The organism is Fibrobacter sp. UWH6, from assembly GCF_900142465.1.
GTDB lineage: Bacteria > Fibrobacterota > Fibrobacteria > Fibrobacterales > Fibrobacteraceae > Fibrobacter.
Window position 1 is genome coordinate 1 of record NZ_FRAX01000010.1, and the last position, 14,576, is coordinate 14,576.

Consider the following 14,576-nt stretch of genomic DNA (forward strand, 5'->3'; position numbering starts at 1 on the left):
GCATGTATAAGACACGCCACCAGCGTTCGTTCTGAGCCAGGATCAAACTCTTCATTAATTTTTTAAAGTCTTGGTCCCGTAATCACGTTCGTATTTGACTAATTCCAAGAAATTTCTTGGGCCGTCACTAAGCACATCTCCGATTCCTTCAATCTTCTCAAAAACCTCTCGGGCTTTTGTTTTGTTCTTGTTTCGTTTCGGCTTTCTCAGCCGTCCCTCTCAGGAACGACGCCAATTATAGAATTTTGCAGAAACTTTGCAAGGGCTGTTTTACAAAAAACCGCTGTTTTTTTGCTGTTTTTTCCAAAAAACGGAAAAAACACGAGTCTTACTCCGACAATTCCCGACGATTTCACAAACTATTCACAACTATTTTGAAAGATACTTTGCAAAGTCATCATTTTTTCCGAATTTTCCATGTCAATCGGCACGCAATCCAGCTGCCAGCGGAACCAAGTAAGCTGCCTTTTGGCATAATTTCTGGTTTTCTGCTTCACATTTTCTACGATTCTTGCCAAATCAGTATGACTTTTAGCCTCTAGAAGTTCCCTATACCCCAAACTTTGCCACGCCGGAGCGTCCAAAGGCACCGTTTTCGCCAGTTCTCGGGCTTCATCCACCCAACCACCTTCAATCATCTGGTCTACGCGGCTATTTATTCGACGATACAGTTCATCTCGGTCACGCTGCAAAGAAAAAACGGATAACTTGCCGACCCCGCCTTCACGTTCCTTCTGGAATTCAGACAATTTACGACCCGTCGATTCAAAAACCTCCAGCACGCGGGTAATTCGCTGGACATTTCCGGGCACCACCTTTTCCATGGCTTCGGGATCAACTTCACAGGCACGCTTATAGACAACATCTACCCCATCGCGCACAACCAATTCTTCAATTTTCTGGCGCAGGGCCGGTTCAATTTCAGGAATCTTAGGCAAGCCTAGCATCAGACTTTGCAAATAAAGTCCGGTACCACCCACAAGGATGAAGTTCTTCTCGGGATTCTCAGCCACCAGATTTTTTACCAGGCTACAAAACGCGCCCGCAGAGAAGTTATCTGTAGGGGGCACGAAATCAACCAGGTGATGTCGCACGCGATTTAAACTTTGGATGTCAGGCTGAGCAGTCCCAATGGAAAACCCCTTATAAATTTGACGGGAATCCACACCGATAATTTCAGCGTTGTAATGTTCTGCAAGTTCCAGAGAAAAATTGGATTTACCAATTCCCGTGGCTCCAACCAAGGCAAATAGAATAGGCATGGGTTCAATGTAGTTATATTTTACGGTAGAATGAGAAAGTACAAACACATTATTGCCATTATCATTGTTCTTGCCGTACTGATCGTGGGCATCAAATTCGCACTCCCCAAAATTGCGGAACTGCAAAACGGAACAAAGGAAACGGCAACCCAGAACACCGATTCTACCGCCACCGAAGTTTCCGCTTCAAATGTTCCCGAAGAAGAGCCTCTCTCCTTTGAGGAAAAAATGCAGCAGGAACTGCAAACCTTAAAGGCGGAGTACAGCAAGCGTCGAAAGAGAAACATCTGGACTCTGGGCCGAGGCAAGACCATTATCGTCTACCTGCTCCAGGCCCAGCGTTTCATCAACAAGACTGGCGGCCAGATTCTTCGCATGGAAGAAATCCATGACGACAGAAGTTCTGCATTCCAGACCGCCCAAATCGACCTCATCAAACCCACCGGCGACACACTTCTGCTGGAACTGCAGGTTTCCGAAAGCATCTTTAGGGACGACGCTTCCATGCTGGCTGTGGCATTCCAGGTTACAAGCCTCACCCCCGAGTTGATTGTGGCTCTGAACAAGCTGGATTATCCATTCGACTTACTGATTCCGCCTTTCGGTATGAAAGACGGTTTCTATCCTGATTTAGACAAAGTAAAAAGAAAGGAACTTGTATTATGGCTGACTATGGAATCAACCAAGTTGAACAAGGTCCATAACAAGCTGCGCCCCCTACGTATTCATCATACCGAGGAACAAATCGAGATGGTGATTGACGATGCGAAAAAATTAATGCCTAACGCAGTAGGTATCGTCTCACGTTATGGAGAACAGGCTGTTGAACACAAGCAACTTCTCCAGGCGATTCTTAAGCCGGCAGATAAAAACAACCTGTGGTTCCTCGACGCGACCATGAACAACTTATCCAAGGTTTCTGAAGCCTGCAAGGACCTGTCTATTTCCTGCAAGGCATCCAGCCCCTACAATCCCGACAACAGCGCTCTGGCAGACTATATGCGAAGCAAGATGCGGGAATCCACAAAGAAAGGCCTGGCGGTCATGATCCTCCCGTTAACATTGGATAACGTGAATAAGTTGAGCGACCTTTCTTCCAGGGCAAAAAATCAGGGCACCACCTTGGTCAATTTATCTACATTTATGAAGTATTGATAAGGAATCACGTATGACAGTAAAGCTCGGTTTTAACGTAGACCATATTGCAACAATCCGCGAAGCCCGCAAGATCTGCGAACCTGATCCGGTAGCGGCCGCAGTTATTGCCGAACTGGCAGGCGTCAGCGGCATCACCGCCCACCTCCGCGAAGACAAGCGCCACATTCAGGATCGCGACGTCCGCATGCTCCGTGGCACCGTCACCACCAAGATGAACTTGGAAATGGCCCCCACCCAGGAAATGGTCCAGGTGGCTATCAACAATCAGCCGGACACTGTTACATTCGTTCCTGAGGTCCACACCGACTACGCCACAGAAGATGGTCTGAATGTTGCCGCCAAGGCTGCAGAATTGGCAAAGCCTGCCATGACACTCAAGAGCAACGATATTGCCGTAGGCGTGTTCATCGATCCCGAAACCGAACAAGTGAAGGCCGCCAAGAAGATTGGCGCAGACTTTGTCGAATTCAATACCGGCAAGTACGCAACCTCCTGCACTCTGGGAAGCCGCGAAGAAATTGAACGTGAAATTTCCGCCCTCGAAGACATGGCCGTCCTCGCCCGCAAGTACGGCCTCAGGGTAAAGGCCGGCCGCGGTCTGAACTACCGCAACATTTCCGCCATCGCCGCCATCGAAGGCATTGACGAAGTGGTCATTGGCCACAGCATCGTCAGCAAGGCCGTTATGGTAGGTATGGACCGTGCCATCAAGGACATGCTGGACTTAATCAAGGACGCTTCCAAATAACAGGAAGCATTCCCTTTTGACGTCCAAAATAAAATTCTGAAATCAATAGTCCTTGTATTCTACGTTCTCAAGGACCAAACCCTGAGGGGGAGCCCATGTGCGCTCTCCCTTAAAATTTTTATCGAAGATCTGGTTCACCGTACCCATAGGGAGCTTACCGCGACCTACATCGTACAAGGTCCCCACCATGGCGCGGACCTGCCTGTGCAAGAAACGGTTCCCTCGGATATGGAACATGCAGCTCCAGTCGTTCAACCGCTCCAGGCGGAATTCCGTCAGGATGCAGTCCGTCGGTTTTCCATCATTGCGGGGAATGCAAAAATCGATAAAGTCGTGATGACCGAGGAAAGACTTCGCCTCTTCTGCCATGGCATCGAGATCCAGATTTTGAGAGCCGCACTCCCACCCGAAGTCCCGGAGCAGGGCCACAGGTCGGGTGTACATGGTATACTGGTAATACCGGCACGTCGCGTCGAAACGGGCATGGAATTCCGGATCGCAAGGTTGCAAGTCGCGAATACGGACAAGACGTTTCGTCAAGCCGTTGATGGAATTCACCGTACGCACCAAATCCAGTTCGCCGTCATAATCAAAATGAACACACTGACCGCGGGCATGAACGCCAGTATCCGTACGACCGGAACCGGTAATGCGGATAGGAGAACGAAGCGCAATGGAAAAAGCCTCTTCCAGCGCAGACTGCACCGTTACAAATTTGGTCTTGCCACCTTCATTCTGGGCCTGCCAGCCATGAAAGGCGCTACCCAGGTATTCACACCTGAAGCGATAACGCATTAGGCCTGGGCGTCCTTAATGACTGCTTCGACCTTTTCCTGAGGAATCTTCAACTGAGAAGCGATTGCAGAGGCGGGGAATCCACGGCGAGACAGCTGAAGGATTTTCAACTTTTCAGTAGCCTCGCGATCAAAGCGGGAAGTTTCCAGGGGGTTGCTCCCCTGCAAGTTGGGATCGCCTGTAGCATTGCGGCTCTGGGCACGCAACTTCATGGTGCGTTCACGAGAAAGCCCACGAGGAGTACGCAGCACGTCAGAAAGATTCTGCATGGCAGAAGTAATACGTTCCTTGGCCGTCGGGCGAAGGGTGGGCTTGGAACCCGGGAGTCCGGTCATAATCTTGTTTTCGGGAACTCCATTTTCGTCTTCGAAGGCTATCTTCGGTTCTTCGCCAGAAGGGCTGGGAGCAGAAGCATTCAACTGCTGCTGGGCCAAGGTCTCACGCTTGTGAGCTGCGTATTCCTCGGCATCGGCAATAATGGAACGCTTCTTGGGGCGGGGACGGGGAGCCAAAGTAGTGGCATCATCCAGATCAGCCTTGACTTCCTTGAAACGTTCAGCCTTGATAGCCTCCATACGGCGAGTAATAATTTCCTGGCGACGGCGAAGTACAAACACAAGAATCACGGCGCAGGCGATTACAGCCAGGACGCCTCCAATGATCCAGCCGATCACATCGGAAGACATACCGGCAATCTTGCCATCATCGGCAGGTTCTGCAACGGCCTCACCTTCGCCTCCCTCGGCAACAGGTTCTGCGGGAGTTTCACGCATGGCGGCCAGTTCGGTCCAGGCAGTTTCCAGCTGGGTACGGATCGTCATCTGGTCAGCCGGAGAATTCTGGGCGTCCCAGAGAGCAATTTCAAGAGAATCAATCCTTGCGCGGGCCTTCAAATAGGCGTCGGAATCAAAAGACGACCTAGGACCCGAAAAGTCAACAACTAGATATGCGGCCAGGCAACAGACCAGGACCAGCAATGCAATAGGTGCAGCAAACTTCTTCATGGGGCCAAATTTAGAAAAAACCTCATTGAGAATTTCGCAACACTTGTTTCAACCTAGAATAAAAAACATATTGCACGCCTCAAAAAAACTTTATAACTTTAGGTTCAAGAACTCTTTGTTCTCCTCCTAACCCCCAAAAAAGGCATCTCGGCGTCAGCTGGGATGCCTTTGGTTTTTTATAAAAACGAACCAGGGGTAACGTCAAACGAAGAACCTCATACTTTAAAAGGGAACGAAAAAAGGCTGGCCAGAGGCCAGCCTACCAAAACTCCTTATAAACGTTAGCGGTTAATCAATGCGTCCGCAATAGTCACGCGGTTTCCGCCAGCCTGCATGGCGTGTCTCAAGGAAGCCTCGGCCATGTAAAGCAGGGATCCACCATCAGCCGCATGGGCGGGCATCACCGCAACACCCAGGCTCAACGGAGTGGCAAGCACACCAGCACCATAGGCAATCTGCAACTGGGAAATCTCGTGTCTGATTTTTTCCGCACGCTGACGTGTAATTTTCAAGTCAGCTCCCGGCAGGATGATGCAGAACATCTCTCCGTCATAACGGCAGGGAATATCTTCTGTACGGATATAACCAGGCAAGCGCTGTCCAAGTTCCCAAAGGAGCTGTTCAACAGCATGGCGACCCTTAGTCTTCTGAATCTCGGCAATAGAATCGGGATACAGCATAATCAGGCCAATGGGAGTCTTGTGTCGAGTTGCAGCAGCAATTTCCCGAGCCAGGGATTCTTCCATATAACGTCTGTTAAACAAGCCAGTCAGATTATCCCTGATACTATGTTCCTTATAGCGGACATTCAAATTCTGGTTAGACACATAAAGACCAAAAGTCGTCGCCACAAAGCTAACCTTGGCATGCCAATCATCCAGGGATTCATTGTCGGGCAAGGCATCTACCTGCAGAGAGAAAATGCCGAAATGTTCTTCCAATCCTTCAATAGGAGCGCAGAAAGAAATTCCCTGGGGACGGTGGTGAAGATGGGTACAACCACCAGACAAGTCATGCTTGGAATAATCACAAACAACAATTTCACCAGAGTTATAGCTAGCACATTCACCAGGACGAATGGAAGCATCACTGATGACAGAAGGACCAAAGGAATACAGCTTGCGAAGGTCAGTCTGGGTACCTGCATACATATATAAGATACCAGAAGCCTTGGGGAACATGGCAGGCAACAACTTTTCAAGATTCGCCAGAACTTCACCGAAAGGTCTATCCTTCAGAATACTCTTGGCATAACGCTTCCAGACATCCAGGGGGAAATTCGCCCTCAGAGGAGCCCCAGCAATCTTTTCAAGAGCCTCCCTGGCGGAAACAGCGCCCTTGGGAAGGGGAATTTCATTTTTTGCCGTTACAGGCGGCGGCTCAGGAGCCTTTACCGCAGGTTTTTCTACCGGTTCTGCAGGCTTATTGGCCTGGATTCCAGTGACCAGATCTAGCTGAGAGGCCTTCAGAGATTCCAGATTTTCGTTAAACTCGGCCTCGGCAGTTTCCACCCTACGCTTGCAGAGAGTGTAAAGAACAAATCCGAGAACGGCACCCCAGGCGCCGATAAAGGCAAACTTTCCGCCCAGCGAAATAGTCGCTTCGGGAACGAAAAACGATACGCCCACCCCAGCTACAAAAGCTATGAGCCAAACAATGTAAGATACCATAGTCATACGAAAAATTTACTTATTTAATTTCTACATGGCACCCCTATTCCGTTATAAAGCACTAATATTCTAAATTTAGACCTATGACCATTCTCGAAAAAATCGCCCTAGCTCTCCCCGCTGTCGAATCCCCGGCCCGTTATATGGGTGGCGAAGCCAACAGCGTTGTCAAAGACCACAGCAAAATGCACTGCCGCATGGCCTTCGTGTTCCCCGACAAGTACGAAATCGGCATGAGCAATAACGGCATCCGCATCCTATACCATATAATCAACAAGGAACCGGACCTGCTATGTGAAGTGAGCTTTGCCCCCTGGGAAGACATGGCTCGAGAAATGGAAAAGTACGACATTCCCCTGTACAGCTACGCCAGCTACACACCCGTAAAGGATTTCGAAGTCCTGGCCATGACCTTGCAGACGGAACTGAACTTCACAAACGTGCCCTACGTGCTGGAACTCTCCCGAGTTCCCGTATGGAGCAAGGATCGTCGAGAAGAGGATCCCATTGTTATCGCCGGCGGCCCCGCCATGGCCAACCCGGAACCCGTAGCGGATTTCTTTGACGCCTTCCAGATTGGCGACGGTGAAGAACTGATGGTCAAGTTCCTCCGTTGCGTCGGCGATGGCAGAAAGGCTGGCCTTTCCCGCAAGCAGATTCTCGAGAATTTATCAAAACTGGACGGCGTATACGTCCCCAGCCTCCGTCCCACCGTTACCAACGAATTTGGCGACATCGTTCCTGCAGAACCCGCCACCGGCCCCTACGAAAAGACCACCGGCGTTCGCCGCCAGTTCATTCCCGTAATGGACCGCAAGAACTACCCCATCAAGAACCTCATCGCCAACATGCAGCTGGTCCACAACCGCTTCAGCGTAGAAGTCATGCGCGGTTGCGCCCAGGGTTGCCGTTTCTGCCAGGCAGGCATCTGGTACCGCCCCTGCCGCGAGCTGGATCCAGACGACGTTCTTGAAATCGCCAAGGAAGGCATCAAGGCCACAGGCGAACGCGAACTGGGCCTGCTCTCCCTTTCTACCGCCGACTACAAGCCGGTGGAAGGCCTTACCGACTCTATCATCGACGATCCGTTCTTCGATACCGTAGACGTAAGCCTCCCCTCCATCCGCGTCAACGCCTTCGGCGAAACATTGGCTCAGAAAATTTCCGCATTGAAGGGCGGCCGTAGCGCCACCTTCGCCCCAGAAACTGGTTCTGAACGAATCCGCAAGATGATCAACAAGACCATCAGCGACCAGGACATGTACAACGCCGCCGAACACGCCTTCAGCAGCGGATTCAACAAGATCAAGCTCTACACCATGATCGGCTTTCCCACCGAAAACCTGGAAGACATGGAAGCCTTCTGCGGCCTGATCGAGAACCTGGTAAAGATTGGCCGCAAGTATCTCCGCGGATGCCAGATTGCCGTTTCCATGGGCATCTTGATTCCCAAGTCCTTCACCGGCCTCCAGTGGGCTCCGTTTATGGACAAGGAAACCGCCCTAAAGCATATCCGTTTCGTTCGCGAAAGATTCTTTAGACACCCCAACGTGAAGGTGAACTGGGCTGGCTGGGAAATGAGCCACCTGGAAGCCGTATACAGCCGCGGTGACCGTCGTCTTGGCCCCGTGATTTATGCAGCCTACAAGAAAGGTCTAACCTTTGAAAGCGACGCCTATCGTTTCAACTACGACACTTGGCTCCAGGTCTGGGAAGAATGCGGCTACGACACCAGCTGGGTCTACCGCACCCGCGAAAAGGAAGAAGTCTTCCCCTGGGACGTCATCCATGCAGGAACCACCAAGCAGTACCTCCGCCGCGAATGGGAAAAGGCTTTCAAGGAAGATTCCGCTCCCGTTCCCAACTGCAAGTGGGGCGACTGCCAGAAGTGCGGCATTCCTGGCTTCGGTGCAGAAATCCATCTGGCCAACGATCCGGTACGCCATAAGGCTCCCAGCCGCACACCCGAAGAAATCAAGAAGCTGGTGGCAGAACGCCGTCCCAGCCAGAAGGTCTGCTATAGCTACAAGATTACCTTCAAGAAGACTGGCATCAGCCGCTTCCTGCCACACCAGAACATGCTCAGCTTCTTCGAGCGAACCTTCCTTTGCGCAGGAATCCCCATCAAGTTCAGTGAAGGTTTCAGCCCCAAGCCCCGTATCAGTAACATGGGCGCCCTCCCCCTCGGCCTTGAAACCTACTGCGAAATCATCAGCGTGGAACTGCTACAACCGCTGGACATCAGCAAGGAAGGCCTGGAAACAACCATGAAGCAGCTTTCCGCCCCCTTCCCCCGCGGCATGGAAATCGTGAACATCGAACCGCTACAGGGTAAGCTGAGCAAGAACATGCCCAAGGCCATGATTTACAGCTTCACTCCGGACAACCTGGATCCGGAAACGGCAGCAAAAATCATGAAGTCCTTCGACGAGAAGTCCCTGCCAGTGGTCACCAACCACCGCGGTCAGGAAATCAACCTGAACGAACATATTCTCGGCATCCAGATTCAGGGCGGCAACATCATGACCAAGATCAAGTGTAATGAGATGGGCGGCACCGCCAGCCCCTATAACATCTACGCAGGTCTGCTTGGAAAAACCTACGATCCCAAGAAACTTGACGATGACACTCGCAGGTTCCTCATCAAGAAAATCGCCATGGAATTCTAGGGAAACCTCCACGAAATTTAGCCGCTCCATTCGGGGCGGCATCTTATTTTGCGGAACTTCACCTAGTCTGCATTAAGAAATTATTCTGCGGGCAGGATAATTTCAATATGACTGGTACTCACATTCAAAAAGTGAGTACGGAACAAGTCCTTTTCAGTTCTGTCGCTGACCTTTACCTGGGTAACGGCGATAAAGTCCTTGTTTTCGCGAATATAATCTGTAAGGCGTTCGTCACGAAGAGTGTCGATTTCGCCAGTAATGATAAAACTATCGGTCCAAATCTTAACGAGCATATATCAAATATAAAGTTTTTCCACATTGGAAGAAGATTAAAAGCATTTTTTCGGAGCAAATTAGTGCCGTTTTACTTTTTGAAAGTATTTTAAATCGTGTCACCCCCTCATTTCGGGGATTTAATTTGAATTTTAAACGGAAATCCGCATGATTTCAAAAGGAGTGTGTACCATGGCAACTAAGAAAAAGCAACTCCAGCTCGTCCCCGGACAGATGATGTACTACAACAAGGCTTTTATGGATAGCAACATGGGCCGCCCCATCAGAATCCTGTCGGAATTCATGTGTCCGCAGCAGATTTTTGATCAGGAAGGCATCCAGAAAACCATCGTCTTCTTCGGTTCCGCACGAACCCTCCCCATGTCAGAAATCAAGAAGCGCCGCAAGAACTGCAAGAACAAGGCAGAACTGGCCCGTCTTAAATGTCTGGAACTCGTCGCCGAGTACTACGATGCCGCCCGTGAGCTAGGTGCAAAGCTTGGCAAGTGGGCAAACAAGCGCAACGAAGGATACGCCATCATGACCGGTGGCGGCCCCGGCATTATGGAAGCAGGAAACCGTGGAGCAAACGATGTGGGAACCCCCTCCGTCGGCCTCAACATCAAGCTGCCCTTCGAACAACATCCCAACGTCTACATCGACGACGAACTGAACTTCCAGTTCCGCTACTTCTTCATTAGAAAGTACTGGTTCCTCTGCATGGCCCAGGCACTGGTGGTATTCCCCGGCGGCTTTGGTACGCTTGACGAGATGTTCGAAATGCTCACTCTCATCCAGACTCACAAGTACGCTCAGAGAATGCCCGTTATCGTATACGGCGCCAAGTTCTGGAAAAAGGTCCTTAACTGGGAATACCTGGCAGAAACAGGTATGATCAACAAGGAAGACCTCAACCTGTTCCACTTCTGCGACTCCGTAGACGAAGCCTACAAAATCATTACCGAAACCTTGGAAAAAAGGGCCTCCGAAAAGAAATAATTTCAAACCAAATTTTTATGAACAAAGGACTCCGCAAATGCGGGGTCTCTTTGTTTTTACCCGACTCAAAAAAGCTATAATTGTAGCATGCTTCGGAACATCATTGCAGAAACGTTAGACCGTGTTTCAAGAAACCTTGCGCTGCGTCCAAATTATACCATGGACGAATACCAGCGGTGGTTTGACCAGAATCCTGAATTTCTGCACAACGGTGCCGCCCAGAGGATCAAGCTCATTGAACCTCTGACTCTAGAAGGTACCAACAACCTGTACAGGGCGAACTTCTGGATAGAACACCCGGGAGATTCCACCCACTACGCCGAAAAGGAAATCGTTGTCAAGATTTGCAAATTCTGGGCTCCTCCCGGAAAGAACCGCCTGCACCGCCTCAACATGCTGCTGAGCGCATTCCAGGACGAAATCAGAATTAACAACTTGATCCACGCCACCAATATCGAAGGCGTCGTTCAGAGCATGGGCGGTGGCATCGCTGGCCGCCATCCCTATCTCAAGATGGAATTCATCAAGGGGTGCTCCCTGGACCGCACGTTCCGCACAGACCTTACCGATGATGAAGTTCTCCACCGGGTATCCCAGTTAGCCTACCTGGCCAACACCATCAGCCAGCTCCACTACTATCAAGTGGTCCATAAGGATCTCAAGCCCAAGAACCTTCTCCTGTGCCAAAACCCGCAACACAAGAACAACCACAAGATTCTTGTATGCGACTTCGGTTACGCCCAGGCCAAAATGCGGGAAACCGTCACCGAATATGGTGGACAGATGACCCCCTGTTACAGCGCACCGGAACAGGCAATCATGGGAGAAAATCTTTCGGCATCCGTAGACTATTTCAGCTTCGGCATCATTGTCCACGAATACCTGACGGGCCGCAAACTCTTCCCCAAGTCCATGGACATCTTCGTGGAAGATGGGTACCGAGTCACAGACCGTTACCTGGAGCACCTGAAAACAGGCCGCGAAAACAGTTTTAACGACCCACGATTCCCAGAACTGTCTCAATGGATCGAAAACCTCACCATATTCGACAGCTTTGAACGCATGCAGAATTGTCCGAACCTGTTCGATATTGCGCATAAACTCCGTGAAAGGGTAAATGCTCAGGGATACCGAGACGTAAACACAGACTTTTTGTGGAATCAATTGCGCGAATACAATCGTTAGATTATATTTTGCTTATATGGCAAGTTTCCCAAATCGTGAAAGATCTGTATTTCTGCAAAACAAAACACCCCTAGCCCAAATCAAGCGACGGCTAAGGATATTTTTGAAATTTGCCAAGGATATTTTACAGCAGATGAAACCGTTACACTATGTAGCGCTCATCCTGGTTGTTTCGCTAGGTGTATTCAATGGAATCACCGGTGCATACCCATACATCAAGCAGCACCAAAGGGAAGGCAATATCGTCAAGACCTTTGATACCTGGTGGCATAACGCAGGCGCCCGTGAATTTAGATCCGTGGGCCTCGAACCCACAAAAGAATTAAAAGCCGAAGAATTCCAGCGCTATCGCGAAAAATACCTTCAGCAGAACCCGTCCTACATTGTAGAAGAACGCGTTGCTGGAATGAAGAAGGAATATCGCGAATGGTGGGAAAACAACGGAGGCCGCGAAGCCTACATCCAGGACCACGGTCACTATCCTAACGAAAGCGACTATCGAGCAAGTCTAGAGGAATGGATTAACAGCTTTACCGATAGATACCTTCGTTACAGTCTCGCCTTCGCCCCGAAATACGAACAATACGAAAGAGTTCTTACCAGCTGGATTTTGATTCCTGGAGTATGCAGTTTCCTTTCGTTTGCCGGGCTGTTCATGTTCGCTATCGTGCGACTGGCTAGACGTTGGAGCCTATGGATCATCTGTCTGACGACAGCGGCAGTGACACTCACCGGCCCCATATTGGTAAGTGTACTGACAACCACGAGTTTCTTCGACCACTACTCCACAGAACGCTACATGGGCATGAGTCTCACCGTGGCATTCCTATTGGGAGCGACCGCCTTCGGAAACCGCAAGAACCAGGTCACCCCTCTAACAAGGAACATCTGTTTCTCGGGCGTAATACTGGACATGGCCATCAACTGGTTCCTCAATCCGGGGATCTTTGGTGCGGTGGCCGCCCTTTCTCCCGTATGTTTTGGAATCGGCGCCTTCGCTGGCGTCCGAATCGAAACTCGCCTTAGGAGCCAAGCCGAAATCAACGCAGACCTTTTAAGGGAACGCCTTCTGGAAAAAGCCTCCCAGAATCCGATGGCCGAAAGAAAGGCCAAGACTAGAACCCTTATCGAAGATGGATTTACAAGCGCCAAGAACTGCAGACCGGAACAAGCCCATCAGCAGCTACGTCTTGCATTGACACAACTTCTTCAGGAACACCCCGTGGATGCAGCCCTCGTAAAACAGACCGTCATCCGAATGACCGCCCCCGACCAATACCTTGATTTTTCAAGCAACCAATGGATGGAATGGGGCGAAATCGCCAAGGCTAAAAATGCACCGGACGCCGCCATCCTCCTTCTGAAAAAATGTCTCAGCAAGGAAAAGGATCCGAATTTTGCAAGACGTTCGCTGTTCACTCTGGGCGAGACCTGCGTCACCAATAAAATTGAAGTTCAGGAAGGCATCGGCTACCTTCAGAAAGTCATTGAAATGAATGAAAACGATATCCTGGCAAAGCAGGCCCGTAAAACGTTGGAAGCACTGAAATAAGTTTTAAGTCTCGCCCCCGGGCGAGGCTTTTATTTTACCGTCAGAGTTAAATCGCAAACGTAAGTATTCCCTTCGATCCAAGTTCCGTAGGAGTATTTACCAGAGAACAACAGCTCAAGGCGTTTTTCAAACGTTGCCAGACCGAGTCCACTTGCACCAGGTTTCGGCTTACGGGGGAAGTTGCTGTTTACCGATTTGAAATGAATCTTGCCATCTTTCTGACTGATGCGAATATGAGCAAAGCTTTTCCCATCAGGGTTTACACAATGCTTCATTGCATTTTCAACAAGAGGCATCATCAAAAGAGGAGGAATCTGACAATGAGGGTTCTCCAGATCCGTCTCAAAGACATACTCAAAACTTTTAGGAAGACGAAGTTTTTCAAGTTCTCCGTACTTCTGTAGCAAATCAACATCATCCTTGATATCGATAAACTTGTCAGACGTCTGATAAAGCATTACGCGTAAAAGTTTACTCAGCTTTTCCATGCTGCTTTCTGCCAATTTCGGTTCAATCCTGATTAGGCTAGTAATATTGTTCAGCGTGTTAAACAGAAAATGGGGACTCAGTTGGCTCTTCAAAAAATCAAGTTCATACTCCAGCGCCACTTTCTTCTTTTCGCGAATAATAAAGGCTCGTATAAGCTGACGACTAAATACAGAGATAATGATACACAGGAAGCTAATGGTGCTTAAGATAATCATGAACGAAACAAGAGTCCAGACAGAAAAATGATCTCTAACCGTTCTGAAACAATAAGACCCGAAAAATTCAGCAACGCCACCACTAGATTCCGACATTGTCAGGAACGAATATAGTTCACGACAAAACAGCACAATGACAAACAGAATTGAATCACAGACAAAATAGCGAACATATTTTTTCTTGAAAAAGAATTTGGGAACAAGGATTCTCTGATTCAGGAAAAAGATCAGCATCGTAGACAACAAGGGCAGATAATAACGGCCCAACGCACCCATGGTAACGTCATCCCCAACAGATCCGCTAGGATCCAACAGGATAATCAAAGGGAAAAAAAGAATAAAGCTCCAAACAAGAACCATCAACAGCGTTGCCGGCACAGGAAAAAAGCTTTTCGATTCATCATCTCCCAATATGGCAATCAATTCCCGTTCGCCGCGGTCAAACTGATCTTCCTGTAAGGAGGAAAGACGCTCGTGAATAACCTGCCAGAAGTCTTTTAAACGTTTTTTTGTGCTTTCAATTGACATTTTGTCCTCTTTAGAACAACAAAAATAGG

The 14,576-nt window shown here is 49.5% G+C and carries 12 protein-coding genes; 6 read left to right on the plus strand and 6 right to left on the minus strand.

The window, feature by feature from the left end:
* Positions 1-359: 359 nt before the first annotated feature.
* The gene (gene miaA, locus BUB73_RS09490; protein WP_073158919.1) at positions 360-1,262 is read right to left on the minus strand and encodes a tRNA (adenosine(37)-N6)-dimethylallyltransferase MiaA; all 903 of its coding nucleotides are present in this window, start codon (positions 1,260-1,262) and stop codon (positions 360-362) included.
* Between the two features lie 30 nt (positions 1,263-1,292).
* On the opposite strand from miaA, the gene BUB73_RS09495 reads away from it, so the two are divergent.
* Both BUB73_RS09495 and BUB73_RS09500 read left to right on the plus strand, forming a co-directional pair.
* Positions 1,293-2,417 (plus strand): divergent polysaccharide deacetylase family protein, encoded by a 1,125-nt coding sequence (locus BUB73_RS09495; RefSeq protein ID WP_073158918.1) that lies wholly within the window; start codon positions 1,293-1,295, stop codon positions 2,415-2,417.
* Between the two features lie 13 nt (positions 2,418-2,430).
* Positions 2,431-3,168, plus strand: a complete 738-nt coding sequence (locus BUB73_RS09500) for a pyridoxine 5'-phosphate synthase (protein WP_073158916.1) — start codon at positions 2,431-2,433, stop codon at positions 3,166-3,168.
* A gap of 42 nt (positions 3,169-3,210) precedes the next feature.
* On the opposite strand, the gene truA is transcribed toward BUB73_RS09500, so the two are convergent.
* The 3 genes from truA to BUB73_RS09515 form a co-directional block, all read right to left on the minus strand.
* On the minus strand, positions 3,211-3,963 hold the full coding sequence (gene truA / locus BUB73_RS09505) for a tRNA pseudouridine(38-40) synthase TruA (protein ID WP_073158914.1): 753 nt from the start codon (positions 3,961-3,963) through the stop codon (positions 3,211-3,213).
* Positions 3,963-4,967: a hypothetical protein gene (locus BUB73_RS09510; RefSeq protein WP_073158912.1), complete on the minus strand. Its 1,005-nt coding sequence runs from the start codon at positions 4,965-4,967 to the stop codon at positions 3,963-3,965. Before BUB73_RS09510 ends, truA begins: the two co-directional genes overlap by 1 nt.
* Before the next feature lie 281 nt (positions 4,968-5,248).
* Complete coding sequence (locus tag BUB73_RS09515) at positions 5,249-6,643, minus strand: GGDEF domain-containing protein (protein ID WP_073158910.1); 1,395 nt, start codon at positions 6,641-6,643, stop codon at positions 5,249-5,251.
* 77 nt (positions 6,644-6,720) lie between these two features.
* On the opposite strand from BUB73_RS09515, the gene BUB73_RS09520 reads away from it, so the two are divergent.
* Positions 6,721-9,306: a TIGR03960 family B12-binding radical SAM protein gene (locus BUB73_RS09520; protein WP_073234549.1), complete on the plus strand. Its 2,586-nt coding sequence runs from the start codon at positions 6,721-6,723 to the stop codon at positions 9,304-9,306.
* 80 nt (positions 9,307-9,386) lie between these two features.
* Here BUB73_RS09520 and BUB73_RS09525 read toward each other — a convergent pair whose 3' ends face one another.
* Positions 9,387-9,599, minus strand: coding sequence for a DUF6812 domain-containing protein (locus tag BUB73_RS09525; RefSeq protein WP_073158906.1), 213 nt, complete (start codon positions 9,597-9,599; stop codon positions 9,387-9,389).
* Positions 9,600-9,771: 172 nt separating this feature from the next.
* On the opposite strand from BUB73_RS09525, the gene BUB73_RS09530 reads away from it, so the two are divergent.
* The 3 genes from BUB73_RS09530 (at position 9,772) to BUB73_RS09540 (ending at position 13,315) form a co-directional block, all read left to right on the plus strand.
* Entirely contained in the window at positions 9,772-10,578 is an 807-nt protein-coding gene (locus BUB73_RS09530; protein ID WP_073285290.1) for an LOG family protein, read from the plus strand.
* An 87-nt stretch (positions 10,579-10,665) separates the two neighbouring features.
* A complete protein-coding gene (locus BUB73_RS09535) occupies positions 10,666-11,763 on the plus strand; it encodes a protein kinase domain-containing protein (RefSeq protein ID WP_073158902.1) in 1,098 nt (365 codons plus the stop codon).
* Between the two features lie 103 nt (positions 11,764-11,866).
* Positions 11,867-13,315 (plus strand): tetratricopeptide repeat protein, encoded by a 1,449-nt coding sequence (locus tag BUB73_RS09540; RefSeq protein ID WP_073285293.1) that lies wholly within the window; start codon positions 11,867-11,869, stop codon positions 13,313-13,315.
* 29 nt (positions 13,316-13,344) lie between these two features.
* Here BUB73_RS09540 and BUB73_RS09545 read toward each other — a convergent pair whose 3' ends face one another.
* On the minus strand, positions 13,345-14,547 hold the full coding sequence (locus tag BUB73_RS09545; protein WP_073285296.1) for a sensor histidine kinase: 1,203 nt from the start codon (positions 14,545-14,547) through the stop codon (positions 13,345-13,347).
* Positions 14,548-14,576: the final 29 nt, after the last annotated feature.

What these genes read in the sequence shown, in the direction of transcription:
- miaA (WP_073158919.1), bottom strand. Translation starts at nt 1,262, where the DNA reads ATGCCTATTCTATTTGCCTTGGTTGGAGCCACGGGAATTGGTAAATCC.
- BUB73_RS09495 (WP_073158918.1), top strand. Translation starts at nt 1,293, where the DNA reads ATGAGAAAGTACAAACACATTATTGCCATTATCATTGTTCTTGCCGTA.
- BUB73_RS09500 (WP_073158916.1), top strand. Translation starts at nt 2,431, where the DNA reads ATGACAGTAAAGCTCGGTTTTAACGTAGACCATATTGCAACAATCCGC.
- truA (WP_073158914.1), bottom strand. Translation starts at nt 3,963, where the DNA reads ATGCGTTATCGCTTCAGGTGTGAATACCTGGGTAGCGCCTTTCATGGC.
- BUB73_RS09510 (WP_073158912.1), bottom strand. Translation starts at nt 4,967, where the DNA reads ATGAAGAAGTTTGCTGCACCTATTGCATTGCTGGTCCTGGTCTGTTGC.
- BUB73_RS09515 (WP_073158910.1), bottom strand. Translation starts at nt 6,643, where the DNA reads ATGACTATGGTATCTTACATTGTTTGGCTCATAGCTTTTGTAGCTGGG.
- BUB73_RS09520 (WP_073234549.1), top strand. Translation starts at nt 6,721, where the DNA reads ATGACCATTCTCGAAAAAATCGCCCTAGCTCTCCCCGCTGTCGAATCC.
- BUB73_RS09525 (WP_073158906.1), bottom strand. Translation starts at nt 9,599, where the DNA reads ATGCTCGTTAAGATTTGGACCGATAGTTTTATCATTACTGGCGAAATC.
- BUB73_RS09530 (WP_073285290.1), top strand. Translation starts at nt 9,772, where the DNA reads ATGGCAACTAAGAAAAAGCAACTCCAGCTCGTCCCCGGACAGATGATG.
- BUB73_RS09535 (WP_073158902.1), top strand. Translation starts at nt 10,666, where the DNA reads ATGCTTCGGAACATCATTGCAGAAACGTTAGACCGTGTTTCAAGAAAC.
- BUB73_RS09545 (WP_073285296.1), bottom strand. Translation starts at nt 14,547, where the DNA reads ATGTCAATTGAAAGCACAAAAAAACGTTTAAAAGACTTCTGGCAGGTT.